Genomic DNA, 22,295 nt, shown 5'->3' on the forward strand with positions numbered 1-22,295 from the left:
CCGAACCCGGAAGTTAAGCTTCTCTGCGCCGATGGTACTGCACTCGGGAGGGTGTGGGAGAGTAGGTCACCGCCGGACAATCTTTATGGAGGGCCCCGACTGGTTCAGTCGGGGCCCTTCTGCATTTGTGCGGTGCCGCAGGGAGTGGGGCGTGGCTGGGAGCGGTGCGAGCAGTCAGTAGGGTTGAGGTGTGGATTATCGTGCCGTCGAACGCGCGATCTTGGAGCGCGGCGTCGAGTGGGACTTCGAGCCGACGCTGGACAGGATCGCGGCCCTGCTGGACCTGCTCGGCTCACCGCAGCGGGCGTACCCGGTCATACACATCGCCGGCACCAACGGCAAGACGAGCACCGCGCGGCTGACCGAGGCGCTGCTCAAGGAGCGCAACCTGCGGGTGGGGCGGTTCACCAGCCCTCATCTGGTGTCCATGCGCGAGCGCATCACCGTCGACGGTGAGCCGCTCAGCGAGGAACGCTTCGCGCAGGTCTACGAGGAGATCATCCCGTACGTCGAGCTCGCCGACACCCAGGGCCGGCGCATTCAGTTCTTCGAGCTGCTGACGGCCATGGCGTTCGCGGCGTTCGCCGACACGCCCGTGGACGTGGCGGTCATCGAGACCGGGATGGGCGGATCGTGGGACGCCACCAATGTCGCCGACGGCACGGTGTGTGTGATCACTCCTATCTCCCTCGATCACACCGACCGGCTCGGGCCCGACATCCCCAGCATCGCCGGGGAGAAGGCGGGCATCATCAAGCCCGGCGCCACCGCGATCCTGGCCCAGCAGGAGCTGGCCGCGGCAGAGGTGCTGATGCGGCGCTCGGCCGAGGTGGGCGCGGTCGTGGCGCGCGAAGGGCTGGAGTTCGGGGTGATGAGCCGCGAGGTCGCCATCGGCGGGCAGCTGCTCACCCTGCGCGGCCTCAAGGGCGTCTACGACGAGGTCTACCTGCCGCTGTACGGCGCTCACCAGGCGGGCAACGCGGCGTGCGCCCTGGCCGCCGTCGAGGCGCTGACGGGCGGCGACGACCCGCTCGACGCCGACCTCGTGCGCCAGGCCTTCGCGCAGGCGTCCTCGCCGGGGCGCATGGAGGTCGTCCGCCGTACTCCGACGGTCGTCATCGACGCCGCCCACAACCCCGGCGGCATGCAGGCGACGCTGGAGGGGCTGCACGAGGCGTTCGACTTCGCGAAGGTCATCGGCGTGGTCGCGGTCATGCGCGACAAGGACGTCGAAGGCCTGCTGGAGCTGCTTGAGCCGATCGTGGACGAGATCATCGTCACGCGTAACTCCTCGCCCAGGTCGTTGACGGCGGACGAGCTGGCGGCGCTGGCCGAGCCGATCTTCGGCGAGGAGCGGGTGCACGTGGAGGACCGGCTGGACGACGCCATCGACAAGGGCATCGGCATCGCCGACGCCGAGGGTGAGTTCAGCGGCACCGGCGTGCTGATCACGGGGTCGGTCGTCACGGCGGGGGACGCGCGGCGGCTGCTGAAGGCGGACGGCGTCTGATGACCGGATGCGACGCGTCGGGCCCGCCGGGCGTACCGGCCCGGTTGATGAGGATGAAGGGGGGTCCGAGATGAGCTTTCAGGTGACGCCGGGCATGCGCAGGCTCGGCGCCAGCGTGCTCGGGATGGAGGCGATCGTCGCCGGGCTGATCACGCCTGTCGCGATCGTCATCGGCAAGGTCGAGCCCGCGCTGGCGGTGACCGTCGGGATCGGGCTGGCCGTGCTGTGCGTGGTCGCCGCCGGCCTGCTCAAGAAGCCGGTCGGCTACCTGCTCGGCAGCGTCGTCCAGGTGCTGGCGATCGCGAGTGGGTTCCTGGTGACGTCCATGTTCTTCCTTGGGGCGATCTTCGCGGCGCTGTGGATCACCGCGATTATGGTCGCTCGCCGTGTCGAGGGCGCTACTACCCGCTAAAGTCGGCCTACATGGCCGTCCCCCCGATCCAGCGGTCGCTCCGTTCGGTTGCGCCCGGAAACAGCTGGTTGCTCGACACTCTGCTCGGGCTGCTGGTCGTCTGCGCGTTGCCGCTGGCGATCACCACGATCCCCAACACGCTCTCCGTCGTCGCGAGGCTGCTGCCCGCCGACATCGACCAGGTCGGGCTCATGCGTACGCACGGGCTCGCCCTGCCCGTGCTCATGCTGGCCGTGCCGCTCGCGGCGGTGGCGCTGCGGCGGGTTCCTGCCGCGCACCTCATGCTCGCCGGGCTGGCGCTGGTGGCGCTGTCCGACGCGGCGGGCGGCTACGCGGTCAGCGAGCTTCTCGTCGGCGTCGTACGCGTGTTGCGCGGCGTCGGGTGCGGCCTGCTCGTGCCCGCCACGCTGGTCGCGGTCTGGACGCGTACGCCGGTGCTTCGCGGTCTGTGGGCAGGGACGTTCAGCCTGAGTCTGCTCACGGCGCAGGCGCTGGCGCTGTGGCCGCTGGACGCGGTCAGCAGCTGGAAGGTGACGTTGCAGCCGTATCCGCTGGTGACGGGGGTCGCGCTGGGGTTGGCGGCGGCGTACCTGCTGGCCTGGATGTTGCTCGGCCGGCCCGAGGCTCCCGTTTTCGCGGTGGGCGAGCGCGGCCGGCTGCTGCTGTGCGTCGTTCTGGCGCTCGGGATCGCCGTGGTGGCGATCAGCACGGCCTCGGCGGGCTGGCGGGCGCCTCCGGTGGTGCTGCTGGCGGCCACGGCCGTGTTCGGGCTGCTGGCGCTGGCGTCGATCGGGCCTGTGGAGAGCCGCCGGGCGGCGTACGTGCTGGTGGCCGTCGGGGTGGTGCTGCTGCCGAGTGCGGCTCAGGTGACGCTGGTGGAGATGGGCGGGCTCGGCGGGCCCGGGTTGCGCGGGCTGTGGATCCCGTACGTCGTCGCGGGAGTGCTGGCGATCGGCGCGGCGGTGGCCGTGCGGCTGTTCGCGGTGGGTGCCGGGAGATGGCTGGCGCCGCTGGGGCTGCTGTCCATGGTGGTGGGGTTGTGCTCGGTCCGGCTGGTGGTGCCGTCGGCCGACGGGATGGTGCTGGCGGTGCCGTTCACGTTGCTGGCGGTGGGAGCGGCGGTGGCCCTGACGGCGACGTTGCAGGAGGTCGGGATCGGGGCGGCGGCGTTCGGGCTGTCGTTGTGCGTGGCCGGGGTGCTGGCCGGGTTCCTGCTGGGGACCGGGGTGCAGATGGCGCTGCTGGACGGGGTCCGGTCGGCGCAGGAGCTGGTGGACAAGTTCGTGGGGGCGTTGCACTGGTGGGCGCTCATCGGCGGGTTCCTGCTGGTGGCGATCATCGTGCTGGCGGCTGTGCTGGCGCGGCGGTCCGAGGGCGACGAAGGAGGCAAACGGGCCTTCGAGGATGTCCTGCTCGTAACGGCCCCGCAGGGTGATCCGGGTGCGGGGAGCGAGGCCGTTGACTGCGCCGGCGAGCGGCGGAAATGGGGAGATGCCTTCGACGCCGCGGACGATTCTGGTCGGGGCGGGGAGCGGGGTCCGGGCGCGACTGAAGGTGGTCGGTCCGTGCCGGACGGGCCTGCGGTCGCCGAGGCCGAGGAGGGGCAGGTGCCCGCTGTTCCGCCTCAGGCGAAGTCACCTGAGGACGACCGTGCCCCCTAGACGGCGCCGTCCGGCCTCCACGACGGCCCGGAGGGCCGGGACGGGATCGCCGTACGAAACGAGGGTGCGGGCCCGGGACGGTAAGCTGAGGGCCCGGCTACGGCGACGTCCGGGCCCGTGCCCGGCCGAGGCGTCCTCGCGATGAGGCCGGGGCGCCGGTAGCCGCGACCCCATTCTGTTCGAAGGAGAACTTCAAGTGTCCGAGCGCACTCTTGTCCTGATCAAGCCCGACGGGGTGAAGCGTGGCCTCATCGGTGACGTGATCGCCCGTGTGGAGCGCAAGGGCCTCAAGGTCGTGGCGATGGATCTGCGCACCCTCGACGCCGACACCGCCAAGGCGCACTACGCCGAGCACTCCGAGCGGCCGTTCTTCGGTGAGCTCGTCGAGTTCATCACGTCGGGGCCGCTCGTCGCCCTGGTGCTGGAGGGCCCCCGCGCCGTCGAGGCCTTCCGCGCGCTGGCCGGTGCCACCGACCCGGTGAAGTCCGCCCCCGGCACGATCCGCGGCGACCACGCCCTGGAGATCGGCGAGAACGTCGTCCACGGCTCCGACTCGCCCGAGTCCGCCGCCCGGGAGATCAAGATCTTCTTCCCCGACCGCTTCTAGTTACCTCGCCCTGACCGTCCCTTTCCGAGGGCCGCGAAGGCAACTCCCGCGCCCGCACAGCACTGCACGCTGTGCGGGCGCGCGTGTTTTTGTCGGTGGTCCCGCGTAGCGTGTGCCGCGAGAGTTGCGGGATGCCATGTGGGGCTTTTGGAACGGTCCAGCGGACGTTCGGGCGTTATGCGACAGTCTGGGCAAAATTGCGGTTGGGCTTGGGGCTGGAGATTTTTGAGGAGCGCGACGGCTCGTTGCACTCAGCGGTGGGTACGTCACGTTACGATTCGAATTCAATCCGTAGTCATTCGCGAACGACGTTACGGAGGGCTCCGTTCCCCATGGGCAGCAAGCTCGCGTTCCTCGGCCGTGACATGGCGGTCGACCTCGGAACCGCCAACACACTGGTCTATGTCCGTGGCCGCGGCATCGTGCTCAACGAGCCGTCCGTCGTCGCGATCAACACCACCACGGGCAAGATCGTGGCGGTCGGCATCGAGGCCAAGCGCATGATCGGCCGTACGCCCGGAAACATCGTGGCCGTCCGGCCGCTGAAGGACGGCGTGATCGCCGACTTCGACGTCACCGAGCGCATGTTGCGCTATTTCATTCAGAGGGTGCACAAACGGCGTCACTTCGCCAAGCCGCGCATCATCATCGCCGTGCCGAGCGGCATCACCAGCGTCGAGCAGCGCGCGGTGAAAGAGGCCGGCTACCAGGCCGGCGCACGCAAGGTCTACATCGTCGAGGAGCCCATGGCGGCCGCGATCGGCGCCGGGCTGCCGGTTCACGAGCCCACCGGCAACATGGTCGTCGACATCGGCGGGGGCACCACCGAGGTGGCGATCATCTCGATGGGCGGCCTCGTCACCAGTCAGTCGATCCGCATCGGCGGCGACGAGCTCGACCAGGCCGTCATCGCGTTCGCCAAGAAGGAGTTCTCGCTCATGCTCGGCGAGCGCACCGCCGAGGAGATCAAGATGGCGATCGGCTCGGCCTGCCCGCACGGCGAGGATCTGCACGCTGAGATCCGCGGGCGCGACCTCGTCAGCGGGCTGCCGAAGACGATCATCGTCTCCGGTGAGGAGATCAGGAAGGCGATCGAGGAGCCGGTCAACGCGATCGTCGACGCGGTGAAGACCACGCTCGACAAGTGCCCGCCCGAGCTGTCCGGCGACATCATGGACCGCGGCATCGCGCTCACCGGCGGCGGCGCTCTGCTCAGGGGCCTCGACGAGCGGGTCAAGGCCGAGACGGGCATGCCGGTCCACCTCGTCGAGAACGCTCTCGACTCGGTGGCCATCGGCTCCGGCAAGTGCGCCGAGGACTTCGAGGCGCTGCAGGAGGTCCTGGTGCCGGAGTCACGGCACTGATGAGGGACTCGCGCCGGGGCCGGCTGATCCTCGGAGTGCTGCTGACGGCGGCGCTGGTCATCCTGACCGTCGATCATCGCACCGGCGAGAGCTCGCCGCTGCGTCCGCTCCGCGCGGTCGGGGCCTGGGTCTTCGGGTCGGCCGAGCAGCTCGGGGGCGGGGTGGTGCGGCCGGTCACCACGTTCGTGCAGGCCGTGTTCACCGCGCCGGCGGCGCAGGAGCGCATCAAGGCGCTGACGGAGGAGAACGCCCGGCTGCGGACCGGGATGCTGTCCGACAAGCTCGACGCCGACCGCTCCAGCGAGCTGAAGAAGCTGCTGGGGCTGGCGGGAGTCGGCGGATACAAGATCGTCACAGGCAATGTGGTCGCGCGGCGAGGTCAGCCGGGGTTCGAGGACACCGTGCAGATCGACATCGGCAGCGCCGACGGGGTGCAGCCGGAGATGACCGTGCTCAACGGCGACGGGCTGGTGGGGCGGGTCATCCACGCCTCCACCACCAGCTCGACGGTGCTGCTGATCAGCGATCCGGCCTCGGCGGCGGGCGCGCGGCTGGAGGGCGGCAAGGAGATCGGCGTCGTCCACGGGGTGGGCGAGTACGGCAGGCTCGTGCAGTTCCGGCTGCTCGACTCCACCGCGCCGCTGGTGCGGGGCGGGCGGATCGTCAGCTTCGGGTCGCAGAACGGGCGGCCGTACGTGCCGGGGGTGCCGGTCGGGGTGATCGAGCGGGTCGAGTCCACGCCTGGAGAGCTGACGCGCATCGCCTATGCGCGGCCGTTCGCGGATCTGACGGCGCTGGACGCGGTGGGTGTGGTGGTCGAGGCGCCGAAGAGGGACCCGCGTGACGCGGTGCTGCCCGCCAAGGAGGGGGGCGCGGTGACGCGGACGCCTACGCGCCGAGGGGGGTCACGGTGATGCGGGCGTCTGTGGGCGGAGGGCGATGCGCGGGGCCGCGGGTCCGGGTGCCTGTGTGCGGGATGCGGGGCCTGGGGGCGCGGGTCCGGGTGCCTGTGTGCGGGATGCGGGGCCTGGGGGCGCGGGTCCGGGTGCCTGTGTGCGGGATGCGGGGGCTGGGGGCGCGGGTCCGGGTGCCTGTGTGCGGGATGCGGGGGCTGGGGGCGCGGGTCCGGGTGGCTGTGCGGCGAGGGCGGGTCGTGGTGCGGGCGCCCTGTGTGCGGGAGGCGGCTTGTGGTGTGTGTGCCTGCATGTGGGAGGTGGGTCCTAGCGGTGCGGGGCTCGGCTTCTGCCGGCGGGTGGGGGCGGTGCGGGGGGCTGCGCGGCGAGGGTGGGTTGTGGTGTTCAGGGGGCTGGGGCACGAGGAGGGGTCGCGGTGATCGGAGGACTGTGCGTGCTGCTGGCGCTGCTGGTGCAGGTCATGCTGGTCAACCGGCTGCCGTTGCCTGGCGGGGGAGCGCCTGATCTGGTGCTGTTGGCCGTGGTCGGGGCGGCTCTGGCGCGCGGGGCGGTGCCGGGGGCGGTGCTCGGGTTCTTCGCCGGGCTGGTGGTGGACATCGCGCCGCCGGGCGCTCATCTGGTCGGGCAGTACGCGTTCGTGCTGGCGCTGGTCGGCTACGTGGCCGGTCGGGGGGCGGGCGGCCCGGTGACCACCGTGGTGCTGTGCGTGCTGCTGGCGCCGCTGCTGGCCGTGGGCGTCAACCTGCTGATCGGGGACTCCCGGGTGACGCTGGCCACGTTGACCGGGGAGGTGCCCGTCACCATCGTCTACACGCTGCTCGTGTCCCCTGTCGTCATCTGGCTGGCCGCCCGCGGCGAGCCGAGGTACTCGACATGATCAGGATGCGGACCCGGCTGCTGGTGCTGCACGTGCTGGTGCTGACGCTGCTCGTGGTGCTGGTCGGGCGGCTCTACCAGGTGCAGGTGGTGCACGGGCAGGAGTTCGTGACGCGGGCGACGGAGACCAGGACGCGCACGGTGATCGTGCCGGCCGTGCGCGGGCAGATCCTCGACTCCTCCGGGCGGCCGCTGGTGCGCAACCGTACGGCGCTGGTCGTGTCGGTGGACCGCGCGCTGCTGTCCAGGACGCCGGACGGCGGGCTGAAGGTGCTGACCAAGCTGTCGCAGGTGCTCGGCAGGCCGGTGCAGGAGCTGCAGCGGAAGATCACGCCGTGCGGGCCGAAGGTGCCGAAGCCGTGCTGGACGGGGTCGCCCTACCAGCCGGTGCCGCTGGACGAGAAGGTGGACACCCGGGAGGCGCTGCAGATCCTGGAGCGCCAGGAGGAGTTCCCCGGGGTGACGGCGGAGATCCACTCCGTGCGGCAGTACCCGGGCGGCCGGGCGGGCGCGCAGATGCTGGGCTACCTGCAGCCGGTCACCGAGGAGGAGCTGGAGAAGCGCGAAGGGCTCAAGGCGGCCTTCTCCGGCGTCGACCTGGCCGGGCGCGACGGGCTGGAGTACGTCTACGACGACGCGCTGCGCGGCAAGGCCGGGCTGCGCCGGGTGCAGGTCGACCGGATGGGCAAGGCGCTCGGGGTGGAGGACCAGGTCACGCCCGTTCCCGGCGACCATCTGGTGACCAGTATCGACTCCCGGATCCAGGCGGTGACCGAGAAGGCCCTCGAAAGGGCCATGAAGTCCGCGCCGCAGGCCGACGGTGGGGCGGCGGTGGTGCTCGACGCGCGGAGCGGCAGGGTGGTGGCGCTGGCCAGCCAGCCCAACTACGACCCGGAGATCTGGGGCGGCGGGATCTCGGCGCGCGGCTACCAGCGGCTGATGTCGGAGAAGTCGGGCAAGCCGTTGGTGTCGCGGGCGATCAACGGGCAGTTCGCGCCCGGTTCGACGTTCAAGATCTCGTCGGTGACGTCGATGCTGCGGGCCGGCTATCCGCTGAACGGCACCTACGACTGTTCGGGGTCGTACAACGTGGGCGGGCGGGCCTTCAACAACTTCCGCGGCATCGGGCTGGGCCCGATGAACCTGCACACGGCACTGGTGAGGTCGTGCGACACGATCTTCTACCGGGCCGCGTACGAGCAGTACCTCAAGGACGGCGGGCGTTATCCGAAGAAGCCGCCGAAGGAGATCTTCGCGAACACGGCCAGGGCGTTCGGGTTCGGCCGGCCGACGGGCGTCGACCTGCCCGGCGAGTCCGGGGGCCGCATTCCCGACCGGGCGTGGAAGAAGAGCCTGTGGAACCAGACCAACGCGGTCACGTGCGAGCGCTCGCGCAAGGGCTATCCGGAGGTCAAGGACCGCGCGCGGGCGGAGTTCCTGAAGCGGTTGGCGCTGGAGAACTGCACGGAGGGGTTCCTGCTGCGGCCCGGCGACTCGGCCAACTTCTCCATCGGGCAGGGCGACGTGCTGGTGACGCCGATGCAGCTCGCGCGGGCCTACATGGCGCTGGTCAGCGACGGGAAGCTGCGCAGCCCGCGCATCGGCTGGGCGCAGGTGCGGCCCGACGGCAAGGTGGTCAGGACCATCCCCGTGCCGGTGGTCGGCAAGCTGCCGCTGAGCGAGAAGGAGCGGCACTACATCAAGAACGCGCTCAGCCAGGTCGCCCAGGACGGCACCGCGGCCGGGGCGTTCGCCGGTTTCCCGATGGACAAGGTGCGCGTGGGCGGCAAGACCGGCACCGCGGAGGTGTGGGGCAAGCAGGACACCTCGTGGTTCGCCTCGTTCGCGCCGACGAAGAACCCGCAGTACGTCGTGGTCGTCATGGTCTCCCAGGGCGGCATGGGCGCGCAGACCGCTGCGCCCGCCGCGCGTGAGATCTACGAGGGCATCTACGGCATCAAACGGTCCCCGGCCGTGCCCGGGGGCAGGCTCACCACCAAACTGCCGGTCTTCCGGCCCGACGGAACGGTGGCGCCACGATGACCGCCCGCACCGCCGCCGTCCAGCGGCCCTCGCTGCTGCGCCGGCTCATGCAGGAGAACTCCGCGGTCCGCAGGCTCGACGGGCTCATGCTGGTGGCGGTCGCCGGGCTGTGCGTGATCGGCACGCTGCTGGTGTGGTCGTGCACCAGGACCTGGGCGCCCGGCTCCACCGGCCTGGTGAAGAAGCACATGCTCAACGAGGCCATCGGCGTGGTGCTGTGCGCCATGGTGGCGACCGTCGACCACCGGGCGATGCGGGCGTACGCGCCGCTGGTGTTCTTCGTGTCGCTGGTCGGGCTGGGGCTGGTGATCACGCCGCTGGGAGCGACGATCAACGGCTCGCACTCGTGGATCCTGCTCGGCGGCGGCTTCGCGGTGCAGCCGTCGGAGTTCGCCAAGGTGGGGCTGCTGCTGATCATCGCCATGCTGCTGGCGCAGCCCGCGGAGGGCACCGACCGGCCGCGCGGGCTCGACGTGATGCTGGCGATCCTGGCGGCGGTGATCGCGATGGGGCTGGTGATGCTCCAGCCCGACCTGGGCACGGCCATGGTGCTGGCGGTGATCACGGCGGCCGGGCTGGTCCTCGGGGGCGTGCGCAAACGCGTCATCGCGGGGCTGGTGGCCACCGCCGCGCTGGGGATCTTCTCGGTGTTCTACTTCCAGTTGCTGGAGCCGTACCAGGTGGCGCGGTTCACGGCGTTCGTCGATCCGAGCGTCGATCCGCGCGGCGTGGGATACAACGCGACGCAGTCGCTGATCGCCATCGGATCGGGGCAGCTGCTCGGCAAGGGGCTGCTCGGCGGCGGGCAGACGACCGGGCGGTTCGTGCCCGAGCAGCACACCGACTTCATCTTCACCGTGGCTGGCGAGGAGTTCGGCTTCCTCGGGTCGGCCGCGGTCGTGGTGCTGCTCGGGGTGGTGCTGGTGCGCGGGCTGCGCATCGCCCGCAAGTGCGAGGACCGGTTCGGGACGCTGGTCGCCGGCATGATCGTGTGCTGGTTCGGCTTCCAGACGTTCGTCAACGTCGGCATGACGATCGGCATCATGCCGATCACCGGGCTGCCGCTGCCGTTCGTGTCCTACGGCGGCACGGCCACGTTCGCCAACCTGATCGCGATCGGGCTGCTGCAGGCCATCAAGGTGCGGGGTCAGTCGTTCCTCTGACCGGCCGGGGGTGGCGCTGACCGGGCGTGAGCGCGGTTGCCGGATTTGCCACCGCCCAGGCCCCGCTACCCTTGACGGTATGCCTGTCGAGTCGATTTTCCACCGCCTGGAAGCGCTGCTGCCCAAGGTGCAGAAGCCCATCCAGTACGTCGGAGGTGAGCTCAACTCGACCGTCAAGGACTGGGACTCCGCCGACGTGCGATGGGCGCTGATGTACCCGGACGCCTATGAGGTCGGGCTGCCCAACCAGGGCGTGGCGATCCTCTACGAGATTCTCAACGAGCTGCCCGGCACGCTCGCCGAGCGCACCTATGCCGTCTGGCCCGACCTGGAGGCCCTCATGCGGGCCGAGGGCGTGCCGCAGTTCACCGTCGACGCGCACCGCCCGGTGCGCGCCTTCGACCTGCTCGGCGTGTCGTTCTCGACCGAGCTCGGCTACACCAACCTGCTGACCGCGCTCGACCTGGCCGGCATTCCGCTGGAGGCGGCGGACCGGGGCGACGACGATCCGATCGTCATCGCGGGCGGCCACGCGGCCTTCAACCCCGAGCCGATCGCGGCCTTCGTCGACGCGGCCGTGCTGGGCGACGGCGAGCAGATCTCCATCGCCATCAGCGAGGTCGTGCGCGAGTGGAAGGGCGAGGGCAGACCCGGCGGCCGTGACGAGCTGCTGATGCGGCTGGCCGAGTCCGGCGGCGTCTACGTGCCCAAGTTCTACGACGTCGACTACCACCCGGACGGGCGCATCAAGCGGGTCGCGCCCAACCGGCCCGACGTGCCCTGGCGGGTCCACAAGCACACCGTGATGGACCTCGACGAGTGGCCCTATCCGAAGAAGCCTCTGGTCCCGCTGGCCGAGACCGTGCATGAGCGGTTCAGCGTGGAGATCTTCCGCGGCTGCACCCGCGGCTGCCGGTTCTGCCAGGCGGGCATGATCACCCGTCCCGTGCGCGAGCGGTCCATCACCACGATCGGGGCGATGGTCGACAACGGCATCAAGGAGTCCGGCTTCAACGAGGTCGGCCTGCTGTCGCTCTCGTCGGCCGACCACTCCGAGATCGCCGAGGTCGCCAAGGGCCTGGCCGACCGCTACGAGGGCACCAACACCTCGCTGTCGCTGCCCTCGACGCGGGTCGACGCGTTCAACATCGATCTGGCCAACGAGTTCTCCAGGAACGGCCGGCGCTCCGGTCTGACGTTCGCCCCCGAGGGCGGCTCGGAGCGGATGCGCAAGGTGATCAACAAGATGGTCAGCGAGGACGACCTCATCCGCACCGTCACCACCGCCTACTCGCAGGGGTGGCGGCAGGTGAAGCTCTACTTCATGTGCGGCCTGCCCACCGAGCAGGACGAGGACGTGCTCGGCATCGCCGACCTGGCCAAGAAGGTCATCAAGGCCGGCCGCGAGGCCACCGGCAGCAGAGACATCCGCTGCACGGTCTCCATCGGCGGGTTCGTGCCCAAGCCGCACACGCCGTTCCAGTGGGCCGGGCAGGCCGACCACGAGACCGTCGACCGGCGGCTCAAGGCACTGCGCGACTCGCTGCGCGGCGACAAGGAATACGGCCGGGCCATCGGCTTCCGCTACCACGACGGCAAACCCTCGATCGTGGAGGGCCTGCTGTCGCGCGGCGACCGCCGGATCGGCGCGGTCATCCGGGCCGTCTGGGAGGACGGCGGCCGGTTCGACGGCTGGAGCGAGCACTTCTCCTACGAGCGCTGGATGGCCGCGGCGGACAAGGCCGGCATCGACGTCGACTGGTACACCACCCGCGAGCGGGAGGAGAACGAGGTCCTGCCCTGGGACCACCTCGACGCCGGCCTCGACCGCGAATGGCTGTGGCAGGACTGGCAGGAGGCGGTCTCCGGAGGCGAGGTCGAGGACTGCCGGTGGACGCCGTGCTACGACTGCGGCGTCTGCCCCACCATGGGCACCGAGATCCAGATCGGGCCGACGGGACGGAAGCTCCTTCCGCTCACCGTGGTCTAGCGCGCTCAGTGGGCGAGCCGTGCCTCGTTGTACACGTCCATACACCGGGGCGGCTTATCCTGAACGAAGGAACTCTTACAAGGGAAGGACGACAGACTCTGAAACCTGTTCCCGAAGGGCCTCCGCCCGCGCCCACGGTGCAGCGCCTGCGTGTGCGTTACGCCAAGCGCGGCCGCCTGCGCTTCACCAGCCACCGCGACATCTCGCGGGCCGTCGAGAGGGCGGTTCGCCGTGCCGGCATTCCGGTGGCCTACAGCGCGGGTTTCTCGCCCCACCCCAAGATCTCCTACGCGGGCGCGGCGCCGACCGGCGTCGCCAGCGAAGCCGAATACCTCGAGATCGGCGTGACCACGCCGTGTGACCCCGAGCAGGTCAGGTCCAGTCTGGACGGATCGCTGCCGCCGGGGCTCGATGTGCTCGACGTCGTGGAGGCGGGTCAGGGTGGGCTGGCCGACCGCTTGGAGGTCTCCGACTGGGAGGTGCGCCTGCCCGGTGCCGATCGCGAGCTCGCCGAGGTGGCGGTGGAGAAGTTTCTCGCGGAGGGCACCGTGGAGGTCGAACGCCTCACCAAGAAGGGACCCCGCCGCTTCGACGCGCGCGGCGCCGTCCTGGGGCTGACGGTTTCCGAGGGAACAGAAAGAACCGCAGCTCAGGTGCAGAGAGAGCCGTGTGTCATACTGCGCATGGTTGTTCGGCACATGACGCCTGCAGTTCGACCCGACGATGTGCTCACAGGGCTGCGCCTTGTGGCCGACTTCGCGCCGCCGGTTCCCCCCGAGGTGACCAGGCTGGCGCAGGGGCCGCTTGACGCCAGCACCGGTGCGCTTGCCGACCCGCTCGGCCTGGACCGCGACACGACGCGCGGCGGCGAGGCGGGACCGGCGGGTGAGCACGTCGGCGGTTGAGGACGCGCCCAGCATGCGCCGGGCACGACCGCTGACAGGACTTGGCGTCGGCGACTCCGTCACGGAGGCGCCGGCGGACAACTGAGACACGATGGCTCCTGCGCGGCGCGGCGACGCGCCCGGGAGCTGACGGGAGAGCGCCCGCATGCTCGACAACGAGCCCAACGCCGGGGCCACTGGCCCCGACGGGGAGACAACTGAACAGTCAACGGGGACCAGGCGCCGCCGCGCCGCCAGCCGGCCCGCGGGGCCGCCGCCCGAGCTGCCCGAGGAGCCGGCGCAGAAGCCGGTCACCGTCATCGCCGCACAGGCCGCGCCGTCGGTGTCGGTGTCGGAGGGCGCGCCGGTGCGGGGCACCGTGGTGCGCAGAGCGGCCGGGTCTCCGGACGCCGAGGTCGCCGTTGCCGTGGAGAACGGAAGCGGAAGCGGCGCCGTGAGCGGCGCTCGCGGGGCCGGTGGGGGTGCGGCTGAGGCCGGCCCTGCTGGTGGCCTTGGTGCTGCCGGGGCTGCTGGTGGCACTGCCGCTGAGGGTGGCGCTGGTGGCGCTGCCGCTGAGGGTGGCGGTGCTGACGGTGGTGCCGGGGCTGGTGTCAGTCCGGTGGAGGCCGCTGTGGCCGGGGCCGTGGCGGACGCGGTGAGCGAGGCCGGAGCCGGCGAGGAGAAGCCCAAGAAGACGTCGCGTACGCGGTCCACCGCGACGACGACGCGGCGGCGTACCACGAAGAAGGGCGCCGAGGCCGAGGAGGCCGGGGCCGAGAGCGGCGCCGGTGCGGCTGTGAGCGCCGAGGGTGCTGCCGCCGGTGCGGTGGAGAGCGGCGTGGCCGCGGCTCCCGCAGAGGAGGCCGCGCCGAAGCGGCGTACCAGGACTCGTAAGAAGGCCGGTGAGGACGTGGCGGCGGAGGCCGTCGCGCCCGCCGGGGAGCAGGGCGTGCCGGCCGCCGGCGCGGCCGAGGCCGCCGCTGGGCCGGTCGCTGGTGTGAGCGCGGCCGAGGGTGCGGGTGCCGGGCAGGTCGGCGCCGAGGGTGCCGGACAGGCTGCGGCACAGGGCGTTGAGGAAGCGCCCGAGGAGGCCGGGAGCGGCCGTGGCACGGGCAGCCGGAGGACGCGCACCCGCGCCACGACGACGCGTAGCCGGCGCGCGGCCGCCGCGGAGGTGGCGCCTGGTGAGACGGGCGAGGACGCGGGCACGGGCACGCAGGGAGCCCTTCCCGACCAGGCTGGTGCCGGTCAGGGTGCGGCGGTCGGCGGTGCTCGGAGCGCCGAGGCCGGCGCCGGTCAGGGCACGGCGGCTGGAGGTGTCCAGGGCACGGAGGCCGGTGCCGGTCAGGGTGTGGCGGCTGGTGGTGCTCGGGGTGCTGAGGCCGGTGTCGGTCAGGGTGCGGCCCCCGGTGGTGTTCAGGGCGCGGTGGCGGCCTCTGGCGGGGATGTCGAGGGGGTTGAGGGGGAGGACATCATCGAGATCCTTCCCGAGGACGAGCCGCTCGATGACGAGCCCGCCGGTGAGGACCTCGACGAGGAACCGACCCGGCCGAGTCTGCTGGCGGACCCGTTCGGGTTCTCGGCTCGCCATCACGACGAGCCCGGAGCCGCGTTCCAGCGGCCCGCGGCCATCTTCGCGCCGCTGTTCCAGGCGCCGGATCCGACGCAGGCCAAGCCGGCCGTGACGCGGCGTCCCGAGCCGCCCCAGCCGGTCGAGCCGGAGGAGGCCGAGGACCTGGTCGAGGAGGGCGTCGAGGACGAGACCGACGCCGAGGCCGCCGAGGAGCCCGAGGAGGAAGAGGGCGGCGGTCGTCGCCGCCGTCGCCGCCGCGGCGGACGCGGGCGCGGCAAGGCGCGTGAGCGTGGCGAGGGCGAGGACGGCGAGGACCAGGACGAGGAGTCCGAGGAGGAGCCCGCCGAGGAGCCGGCCGCGCAGGAGGAAGAGGAGAGCTCGTCCTCACGCCGCCGCCGTCGCCGTCGCCGCAGGGGCGGTGACGAGGGCGCCGAGCCGGCCAGCGACGACCCGCCCAACACGGTGGTGCGCATCCGCGCGCCGCGCTCCGGCCGTACCGGTGCGCTTGAGACCGCCACGGACGGCGTGCAGAGCGTGCGCGGCTCGACCCGGCTGGAGGCCAAGAAGCAGCGCCGCCGCGAGGGCCGCGAGCTGGGCCGCAGGCGTCCGCCGATCATCACCGAGTCGGAGTTCCTGGCCCGGCGCGAGTCGGTCGACCGCATGATGGTGGTGCGCCGCCAGGGCGACCGTACGCAGATCGCGGTGCTGGAGGACGGCGTGCTCGTCGAGCACTACGTCAACCGCGAGGCGAGCCAGTCGTACGTGGGCAACGTCTACCTCGGCAAGGTCCAGAACGTGCTGCCGTCGATGGAGGCGGCGTTCGTGGACATCGGCAAGGGGCGCAACGCGGTCCTGTACGCCGGTGAGGTCAACTTCGACACCGTCGGGATGGAGGGCCAGCCGAAGCGCATCGAGTCGGCGCTGAAGTCCGGCCAGTCGGTGCTGGTGCAGGTCACCAAGGACCCGATCGGGCACAAGGGCGCGCGGCTCACCTCGCAGATCAGCCTGCCTGGGCGTTACCTCGTGTACGTGCCGGACGGGTCGATGACCGGCATCAGCCGCAAGCTCCCCGACAAGGAGCGCACCCGGCTCAAGAGCATCCTGAAGAAGGTCATGCCGGAGAACGCGGGCGTCATCGTGCGCACCGCGGCCGAGGGCGCCTCCGAGGACGAGCTGGCCCGCGACGTGGCCCGGCTGTCGGCCCAGTGGGAGAGCATCCAGAAGAAGGCCAAGTCGGCCAGCCCTCCCGAGCTGCTGTCCGCCGAGCCCGACCTCACCGTCCGCGTCATCCGTGACGTCTTCAACGAGGACTTCACGAACCTGGTCGTCCAGGGCGACGACGCCTGGGACACGGTCGACGACTACGTCAAGTACGTCGCGCCGCACCTGGGCGAGCGGCTGTCGAAGTGGGACGGCGAGCAGGGCGACGTGTTCGAGGCCTACCGCATCGACGAGCAGCTCGGCAAGGCGCTGGAGCGCAAGGTGTGGCTGCCGAGCGGCGGTTCGCTGGTCATCGACCGCACCGAGGCGATGACGGTCGTGGACGTCAACACCGGCAAGTTCACCGGCCAGGGCGGCAACCTGGAGGAGACGGTCACCAGGAACAACCTGGAGGCGGCCGAGGAGATCGTGCGCCAGCTCCGGCTGCGCGACATCGGCGGCATCATCGTGATCGACTTCATCGACATGGTGCTGGAGTCCAACCGCGACCTGGTGCTGCGGCGGCTGCTGGAGTGCCTGGCGCGCGACCGTACGAAGCACCAGGTGGCCGAGGTGACCTCGCTGGGCCTGGTGCAGATGACGCGTAAGCGGGTCGGCCAGGGGCTGCTGGAGGCGTTCTCGACGCCGTGCGAGTGCTGCAACGGGCGCGGGCTGATCGTCTCGACCGAGCCGGTCGAGAGCAAGCCGGAGCCGCGCGGCACGCAGGGCAAGATGGCCGTCGAGAAGGCGGTCTCGGACAAGGTTTCCGCGGCCAAGGACACCTCCGGCCGTGATACCGTGACCGGTGCGCTTGATGATGTCCCGGCTGAGGACGACCAAGCGGGCCAGACTTCCGGCAGAGGGCGGCGACGCTCCCGCCGAGCGAAGTCCGCCGACTAGCCTTTGGCGGACATCCGACGATCCGTCCGGTTCGCCTAGGGGGCCGTTAATCCGGTACCCTGGTGAACCGGTGCGTCAGGTGACGCGCCCTGTTGGCGCGCCTACTCGGTTCGTCGGTTCGAGACAGGACCGAATGGCAGGCGCAGCATTCGGCGGTCGTTCCCTCAGGGGACGGCTGTGGCAACAGCGAGTCAGTAGAAGGGTTCCGCGGTGTACGCGATCGTTCGTTGCGGCGGCAGGCAGCAGAAGGTCTCCGTCGGTGACGTCCTCGAGGTGGACAAGGTCGCCGGCGAGGTCGGCTCTTCGGTTTCGCTGCCGACGGTGCTCGTCGTCGACGATGGCGACGTGACCACCGAGGTGGGCAAGTTCATGGTCAGCGCCGAGATCCTCGGTGAGACCAAGGGCCCGAAGATCCGGATTCTCAAGTACAAGAACAAGACCGGTTACAAGAAGCGCCAGGGTCACCGTCAGCGGTACACCCAGGTGAAGATCACCGGTATCGACCAGGCCTGATCGGGAGTTTGAGAGATGGCACACAAGAAGGGCGCGTCGTCCACCCGGAACGGCCGTGACTCCAATGCTCAGCGCCTGGGCGTCAAGCGCTTCGGCGGCCAGCTGGTCAACGCGGGCGAGATCATCGTCCGTCAGCGTGGCACCCACTTCCACCCCGGCGACAACGTCGGCCGTGGTGGCGACGACACGCTGTTCGCGCTGGCCGCGGGTCACGTGCAGTTCGGCGTCAAGCGCGGCCGTCGGGCCGTGAGCATCGTCCCCGTCGCGGAGTAGTTCTCCGCTCCCGTCACGGGGGTCGTTGCACCATCGCGTCAAAGGGGTGGATCGCGCGGGCGATCCACCCCTTTCGCGTTTCCGGGGCCTGGGTAGGGTCCCGTTCGACGAGTTGAGAGGCCCCCTGGGCGGGGGCGATGGAGGAGTGCTGCTGCATGCCGGACTTCGTGGACCAGGTGGTCCTGCACGTCAAGGCCGGTGACGGGGGAAACGGGTGCGCCTCCATCCACCGGGAGAAGTTCAAGCCCCTCGGCGGTCCTGACGGTGGCAACGGCGGGCGCGGCGGCGACGTCATCCTCGAGGTGGACCCCAACACCGCGACCCTGCTCGACTACCACCGCCGCCCGCACCGCAAGGCCGAGAACGGCAAGCAGGGGCAGGGCTCCAACCGCGACGGCGCCAACGGCGAGGACGTGGTCCTGCCGGTGCCCAACGGCACGGTGGTCAAGGACGCCCGCACCGGCGAGGTGCTGGTGGACCTGATCGGCGCCGGCACCCGGTACGTCATCGCGCAGGGCGGCCACGGGGGCCTCGGCAACGCCGCGCTGGCCACGGCCAGGCGCAAGGCGCCGGGGTTCGCGCTGCTCGGCGAGCCGGGCGACGGGCTCGACGTGATGCTGGAGCTGAAGAGCGTCGCGGACGTGGCGCTGGTCGGCTTCCCGAGCGCGGGCAAGTCGTCGCTGATCGCGGCGCTGAGCGCGGCCAAGCCGAAGATCGCCGACTATCCGTTCACGACGCTCGTGCCGAACCTGGGCGTGGTGACGGCGGGCGAGACCGTGTTCACCGTGGCCGACGTGCCGGGGCTGATCCCGGGCGCCTCGCAGGGGAAGGGGCTCGGGCACGAGTTCCTGCGGCACGTCGAGCGGTGCGACATGCTCGCGCACGTCATCGACTGCGCCACGATGGAGCCGGGACGCGACCCGGTCAGCGACTACGAGGTGATCGAGGCCGAGCTCGCCGCGTACGGGAAGCTGGAGGACCGGCCGCGCATCGTCGTGCTCAACAAGGCGGACGTGCCGGACGCGCGGGAGTTGGCCGAGCTGGTGACGCCGGAGTTCGAGGAGCGCGGGCTGCGGGTGTTCACGGTGTCGGCGGCCACGCATGACGGGCTGCGCGAGCTGACGTACGCGATGGGGGAGTGGGTCGCGGCGGCGCGGGCCAGCAAGCCGGTGGAGGAGCCCACCCGGCTGGTCATCCGGCCCAAGCAGCTCGGGGACGCCGGGTTCAAGGTCCGGCGGGTCAACGAGAACCTGTACCAGGTCACCGGCGAGAAGCCGGAGCGGTGGATCCGGCAGACCGACTTCACCAACGACGAGGCCGTCGGCTACCTCGCCGACCGTCTGGAGCGGCTGGGGGTCGAGGAGGAGCTGGCCAAGGCCGGGGCCACGGCGGGTGCCGAGGTGGTCATCGGGCCCATGGAGGGTGGCTACGTGTTCGACTGGCAGCCGACGCTGAGCGCGGAGTCCACGCGGCAGGGGCCGCGCGGCACCGACAACCGGCTGGGCTGAGGCCCGGTACGCGACGGGGTCAGGGCTTGAGCCCATGAGGCCGGGGACGGCGTCAGGGCTTGAGCCCATGAGGGCGGGGGCGGGGGCAGGGCCTGAGCCCATGAGGGCGGGGGCGGGGGCAGGGCCTGAGCCCATGAGGGCGGGGGCGGGCGGGCGTTGGGTGGGCCGGGGCTTGGATAGGCTTCAAGGCGTGCGGGAACAGATCAGCGCGGCGTCGAAGGTCGTGGTCAAGGTCGGCTCCTCCTCGCTCACCACCCCCCAGGGCACGATCGACGTCGATCGTGTCGATGCCCTGGTGGACGTGCTGGCGGCGCGGCGCCTGGCCGGGACGCAGATCGTCCTGGTCTCCTCCGGGGCGATCGCGGCGGGTCTCGGCCCGCTCGGGCTGAGCGCGCGACCGCGTGACCTCGCCACCCAGCAGGCCGCCGCCTCCGTCGGCCAGGGCGTGCTGGTGGCCCGCTACACCTCCTCCTTCGCCCGGTACGGGCTGCGCGTCGGCCAGGTGCTGCTCACCGCCGACGACATGATGCGCCGCGCCCACCACGTCAACGCCCAGCGGACCCTTCACCGGCTGCTGGAGCTGGGCATCGTGCCGATCGTCAACGAGAACGACACGGTGGCCACCGACGAGATCCGGTTCGGCGACAACGACCGGCTGGCCGCGCTCGTGTCCCATCTGATCCGCGCCGACGCGCTGGTGCTGCTGTCGGACGTGGACGCGCTCTACGACGGCCCGCCGAGCCGCAGCGGCGCGCGCCGGTTGGCCGAGATCCGCGGGCCTGAGGACCTGGCGGGCGTCGAGCTGGGCAGGAACGGCGCGGCCGTCGGCACCGGCGGCATGGTGACCAAGGTGCAGGCCGCCAGGATCGCGACCGGGGCCGGCGTGCCCGTGGTGCTCACCGCGGCCGCTCACGCGGCCCAGGCGCTGAGCGGCGCCGACGTCGGCACCTACTTCCACCCCGGCGGTCGTCATCCCGGCACGCGCCTGCTGTGGCTCGCGCACGCCACCACCGGGCGCGGCCGGCTGAGCCTCGACCCGGGCGCCGTGGAGGCCGTCGTCGGGCGGCGCAAGTCGCTGCTGCCGGCCGGGGTGACGTCGGTGGAGGGCGAGTTCTCGGCGGGTGACCCGGTGGACCTGTGCGGGCCGGAGGGTGACGTGGTGGCCCGCGGGCTGGTCAACTTCGACGCCGCCGAGATCCCCGGCCTGCTCGGGCGTTCCACCCGCGAGCTGGCCTACACGCTGGGTCCGGAATATGAACGCGAGCTGATCCACCGCGACGACATCGTCATACTGGAGACCCACGCTTAGCAGCCGAACGAGGAGCACGTGATGTCCGAAGAGTTCCTGAAGGTCGCCCGCGCGGCACGAGAGGCCGCCGCCGAGCTGGCCCCGCTGCCGCGGGCGCCCAAGGACCGGGCGTTGCGCGCGATCGCCGACGCCCTGGTCGCCCATGCCGCCGAGATCGTCGCGGCCAACGCCGAGGACGTCGAGCGGGCCAGGGCCGAGGGCACGTCCGAGGCCATGATCGACCGGCTGCGGCTGGACGAGGGCCGCATCGCCAAGATCGCCGACGCCGTGCGCGAGGTCGCCGACCTGCCCGACCCGGTCGGCGAGGTGGTCCGCGGCTCCACGCTGCCCAACGGCCTGGAGCTGCGCCAGCTCCGGGTGCCGCTGGGCGTCATCGGCATCATCTACGAAGGCCGTCCCAACGTCACCGTGGACGCCGCCGCGCTCTGTCTCAAGAGCGGCAACGCCGTGCTGCTGCGTGGCTCCTCCAGCGCCTACTCCTCCAACACCGCGCTGGTCGCGGTCATGCAGGGCGCGCTGGAGGGCACCGAGGTGCCCGTCGGCGCGATCCAGCTCGTGCCGGGCCGCACCCGCGACTCGGTCAAGGAGCTCATGCGCGCCCGCGGCCTGGTCGACGTGCTGATCCCGCGCGGCGGCGCGTCCCTGATCAACTCCGTGGTCGAGGAGTCCACCGTGCCGGTCATCGAGACCGGCGTCGGCAACTGCCACGTCTACGTCGATGCCGAGGCCGACGTCGACCTCGCCGTGAAGATCCTGGTCAACGCCAAGGCGCAGCGGCCCTCGGTGTGCAACGCGGCCGAGACGTTCCTCGTGCACCAGGACATCGCGGATGCGTTCGTGCCGAAGGCGCTGGAGGCGCTGGCCGAGGCGGGCGTGACCGTGCACGGCGACGAGCGGATCGCCGCCCACGGCGCTGACGTGGTGCCCGCCACCGACGACGACTTCGCCGCCGAATACCTCTCGCTCGACATCGCCGCGGCCGTCGTCGGCTCGCTGGAGGAGGCGGTGGAGCACATCAGGCGCCACGGCTCGGGCCACACCGACGCCATCGTGACCCGCTCGCAGCGGGCCGCCCGGCGGTTCGTGGCGCTCGTCGACTCGGCGGCGGTGGCGGTCAACGCCTCCACGCGGTTCACCGACGGGGGCGAGTTCGGGTTCGGGGCGGAGATCGGCATCTCGACGCAGAAGCTGCACGCGCGCGGCCCGATGGGGCTGCCGGAGCTCACCTCCACGAAGTGGGTATACACCGGCGAAGGGCATTTGCGCACCTCAGAAGGCACGGTGGTGGCCGGTTGACCGGCGTGTCGGCCTGACCGTGGCCGCGCACCGCGGCTTGACTGGGAGACATGGAGATCATCGTCGCCCTCGTCTTCGTCGCCGCGGTGCTGTTCGGCGCCGATCGCCTGATGCTCCTGCTGGAGAGCCACGGCCACGTACGCTGGCGCCGCAAGGGCCGCAGGCGGCTGTCGGAGGAGCCCACCGCGCGACTCGACAGCATGCTCTCCGACCACTCACGCCGATAAACCTGGACGACCTCCGGCGCGCCGCAAGCGTTGACTCCCGTCCCAACGCTAGGGTTGTGTCCCTTATGGGCG

At 71.2% G+C, this 22,295-nt stretch carries 19 protein-coding genes and 1 rRNA gene; all 20 read left to right on the plus strand.

Annotated elements, in window-relative coordinates; translation table 11 throughout:
• Window positions 1–78, plus strand: a 5S ribosomal RNA gene (rrf, locus tag ABD292_RS44375); the annotation flags it as partial.
• A gap of 112 nt (window positions 79–190) precedes the next feature.
• Window positions 191–1,510, plus strand: a complete 1,320-nt coding sequence (locus ABD292_RS44380) for a bifunctional folylpolyglutamate synthase/dihydrofolate synthase (protein WP_344218610.1) — start codon at window positions 191–193, stop codon at window positions 1,508–1,510.
• A gap of 70 nt (window positions 1,511–1,580) precedes the next feature.
• Window positions 1,581–1,922 (plus strand): DUF4233 domain-containing protein, encoded by a 342-nt coding sequence (locus ABD292_RS44385; RefSeq protein WP_344218612.1) that lies wholly within the window; start codon window positions 1,581–1,583, stop codon window positions 1,920–1,922.
• Window positions 1,923–1,933: 11 nt separating this feature from the next.
• Window positions 1,934–3,583 (plus strand): hypothetical protein, encoded by a 1,650-nt coding sequence (locus tag ABD292_RS44390; RefSeq protein ID WP_344218614.1) that lies wholly within the window; start codon window positions 1,934–1,936, stop codon window positions 3,581–3,583.
• 196 nt (window positions 3,584–3,779) lie between these two features.
• A complete protein-coding gene (gene ndk, locus ABD292_RS44395; RefSeq protein ID WP_090773482.1) occupies window positions 3,780–4,190 on the plus strand; it encodes a nucleoside-diphosphate kinase in 411 nt (136 codons plus the stop codon).
• 332 nt (window positions 4,191–4,522) lie between these two features.
• Complete coding sequence (locus ABD292_RS44400) at window positions 4,523–5,554, plus strand: rod shape-determining protein (RefSeq protein ID WP_344218620.1); 1,032 nt, start codon at window positions 4,523–4,525, stop codon at window positions 5,552–5,554.
• Entirely contained in the window at window positions 5,554–6,468 is a 915-nt protein-coding gene (gene mreC, locus ABD292_RS44405) for a rod shape-determining protein MreC (protein ID WP_344218622.1), read from the plus strand. The genes ABD292_RS44400 and mreC overlap by 1 nt, the downstream gene beginning before the upstream one ends.
• Window positions 6,469–6,883: 415 nt before the next feature.
• Window positions 6,884–7,345 (plus strand): rod shape-determining protein MreD, encoded by a 462-nt coding sequence (gene mreD / locus ABD292_RS44410; RefSeq protein ID WP_344218624.1) that lies wholly within the window; start codon window positions 6,884–6,886, stop codon window positions 7,343–7,345.
• Window positions 7,342–9,387 (plus strand): penicillin-binding protein 2, encoded by a 2,046-nt coding sequence (gene mrdA, locus ABD292_RS44415; protein WP_344218626.1) that lies wholly within the window; start codon window positions 7,342–7,344, stop codon window positions 9,385–9,387. The genes mreD and mrdA overlap by 4 nt, the downstream gene beginning before the upstream one ends.
• Window positions 9,384–10,550: a rod shape-determining protein RodA gene (rodA, locus tag ABD292_RS44420; RefSeq protein ID WP_329592039.1), complete on the plus strand. Its 1,167-nt coding sequence runs from the start codon at window positions 9,384–9,386 to the stop codon at window positions 10,548–10,550. Before mrdA ends, rodA begins: the two co-directional genes overlap by 4 nt.
• Window positions 10,551–10,629: 79 nt before the next feature.
• Entirely contained in the window at window positions 10,630–12,540 is a 1,911-nt protein-coding gene (locus ABD292_RS44425; RefSeq protein ID WP_344218628.1) for a TIGR03960 family B12-binding radical SAM protein, read from the plus strand.
• A 137-nt stretch (window positions 12,541–12,677) separates the two neighbouring features.
• Complete coding sequence (locus ABD292_RS44430) at window positions 12,678–13,445, plus strand: TIGR03936 family radical SAM-associated protein (protein ID WP_344218630.1); 768 nt, start codon at window positions 12,678–12,680, stop codon at window positions 13,443–13,445.
• A 461-nt stretch (window positions 13,446–13,906) separates the two neighbouring features.
• Window positions 13,907–14,083: a hypothetical protein gene (locus ABD292_RS44435; protein ID WP_344218632.1), complete on the plus strand. Its 177-nt coding sequence runs from the start codon at window positions 13,907–13,909 to the stop codon at window positions 14,081–14,083.
• Entirely contained in the window at window positions 14,056–17,097 is a 3,042-nt protein-coding gene (locus tag ABD292_RS44440; protein ID WP_344218634.1) for an Rne/Rng family ribonuclease, read from the plus strand. Before ABD292_RS44435 ends, ABD292_RS44440 begins: the two co-directional genes overlap by 28 nt.
• 210 nt (window positions 17,098–17,307) lie before the next feature.
• Complete coding sequence (rplU, locus tag ABD292_RS44445; RefSeq protein ID WP_020546368.1) at window positions 17,308–17,610, plus strand: 50S ribosomal protein L21; 303 nt, start codon at window positions 17,308–17,310, stop codon at window positions 17,608–17,610.
• Window positions 17,611–17,625: 15 nt separating this feature from the next.
• A complete protein-coding gene (rpmA, locus tag ABD292_RS44450) occupies window positions 17,626–17,883 on the plus strand; it encodes a 50S ribosomal protein L27 (protein ID WP_012893687.1) in 258 nt (85 codons plus the stop codon).
• A 155-nt stretch (window positions 17,884–18,038) separates the two neighbouring features.
• A complete protein-coding gene (gene obgE / locus ABD292_RS44455) occupies window positions 18,039–19,391 on the plus strand; it encodes a GTPase ObgE (protein ID WP_344218647.1) in 1,353 nt (450 codons plus the stop codon).
• Window positions 19,392–19,524: 133 nt separating this feature from the next.
• Window positions 19,525–20,700, plus strand: coding sequence for a glutamate 5-kinase (proB, locus tag ABD292_RS44460; protein WP_425565249.1), 1,176 nt, complete (start codon window positions 19,525–19,527; stop codon window positions 20,698–20,700).
• Between the two features lie 21 nt (window positions 20,701–20,721).
• Window positions 20,722–21,996: a glutamate-5-semialdehyde dehydrogenase gene (locus tag ABD292_RS44465; RefSeq protein ID WP_344218651.1), complete on the plus strand. Its 1,275-nt coding sequence runs from the start codon at window positions 20,722–20,724 to the stop codon at window positions 21,994–21,996.
• Window positions 21,997–22,046: 50 nt separating this feature from the next.
• Window positions 22,047–22,223, plus strand: coding sequence for a hypothetical protein (locus tag ABD292_RS44470; protein ID WP_329592055.1), 177 nt, complete (start codon window positions 22,047–22,049; stop codon window positions 22,221–22,223).
• Window positions 22,224–22,295: the final 72 nt, after the last annotated feature.

The organism is Nonomuraea bangladeshensis (assembly GCF_039529455.1).
Lineage (GTDB): Bacteria > Actinomycetota > Actinomycetes > Streptosporangiales > Streptosporangiaceae > Nonomuraea > Nonomuraea bangladeshensis.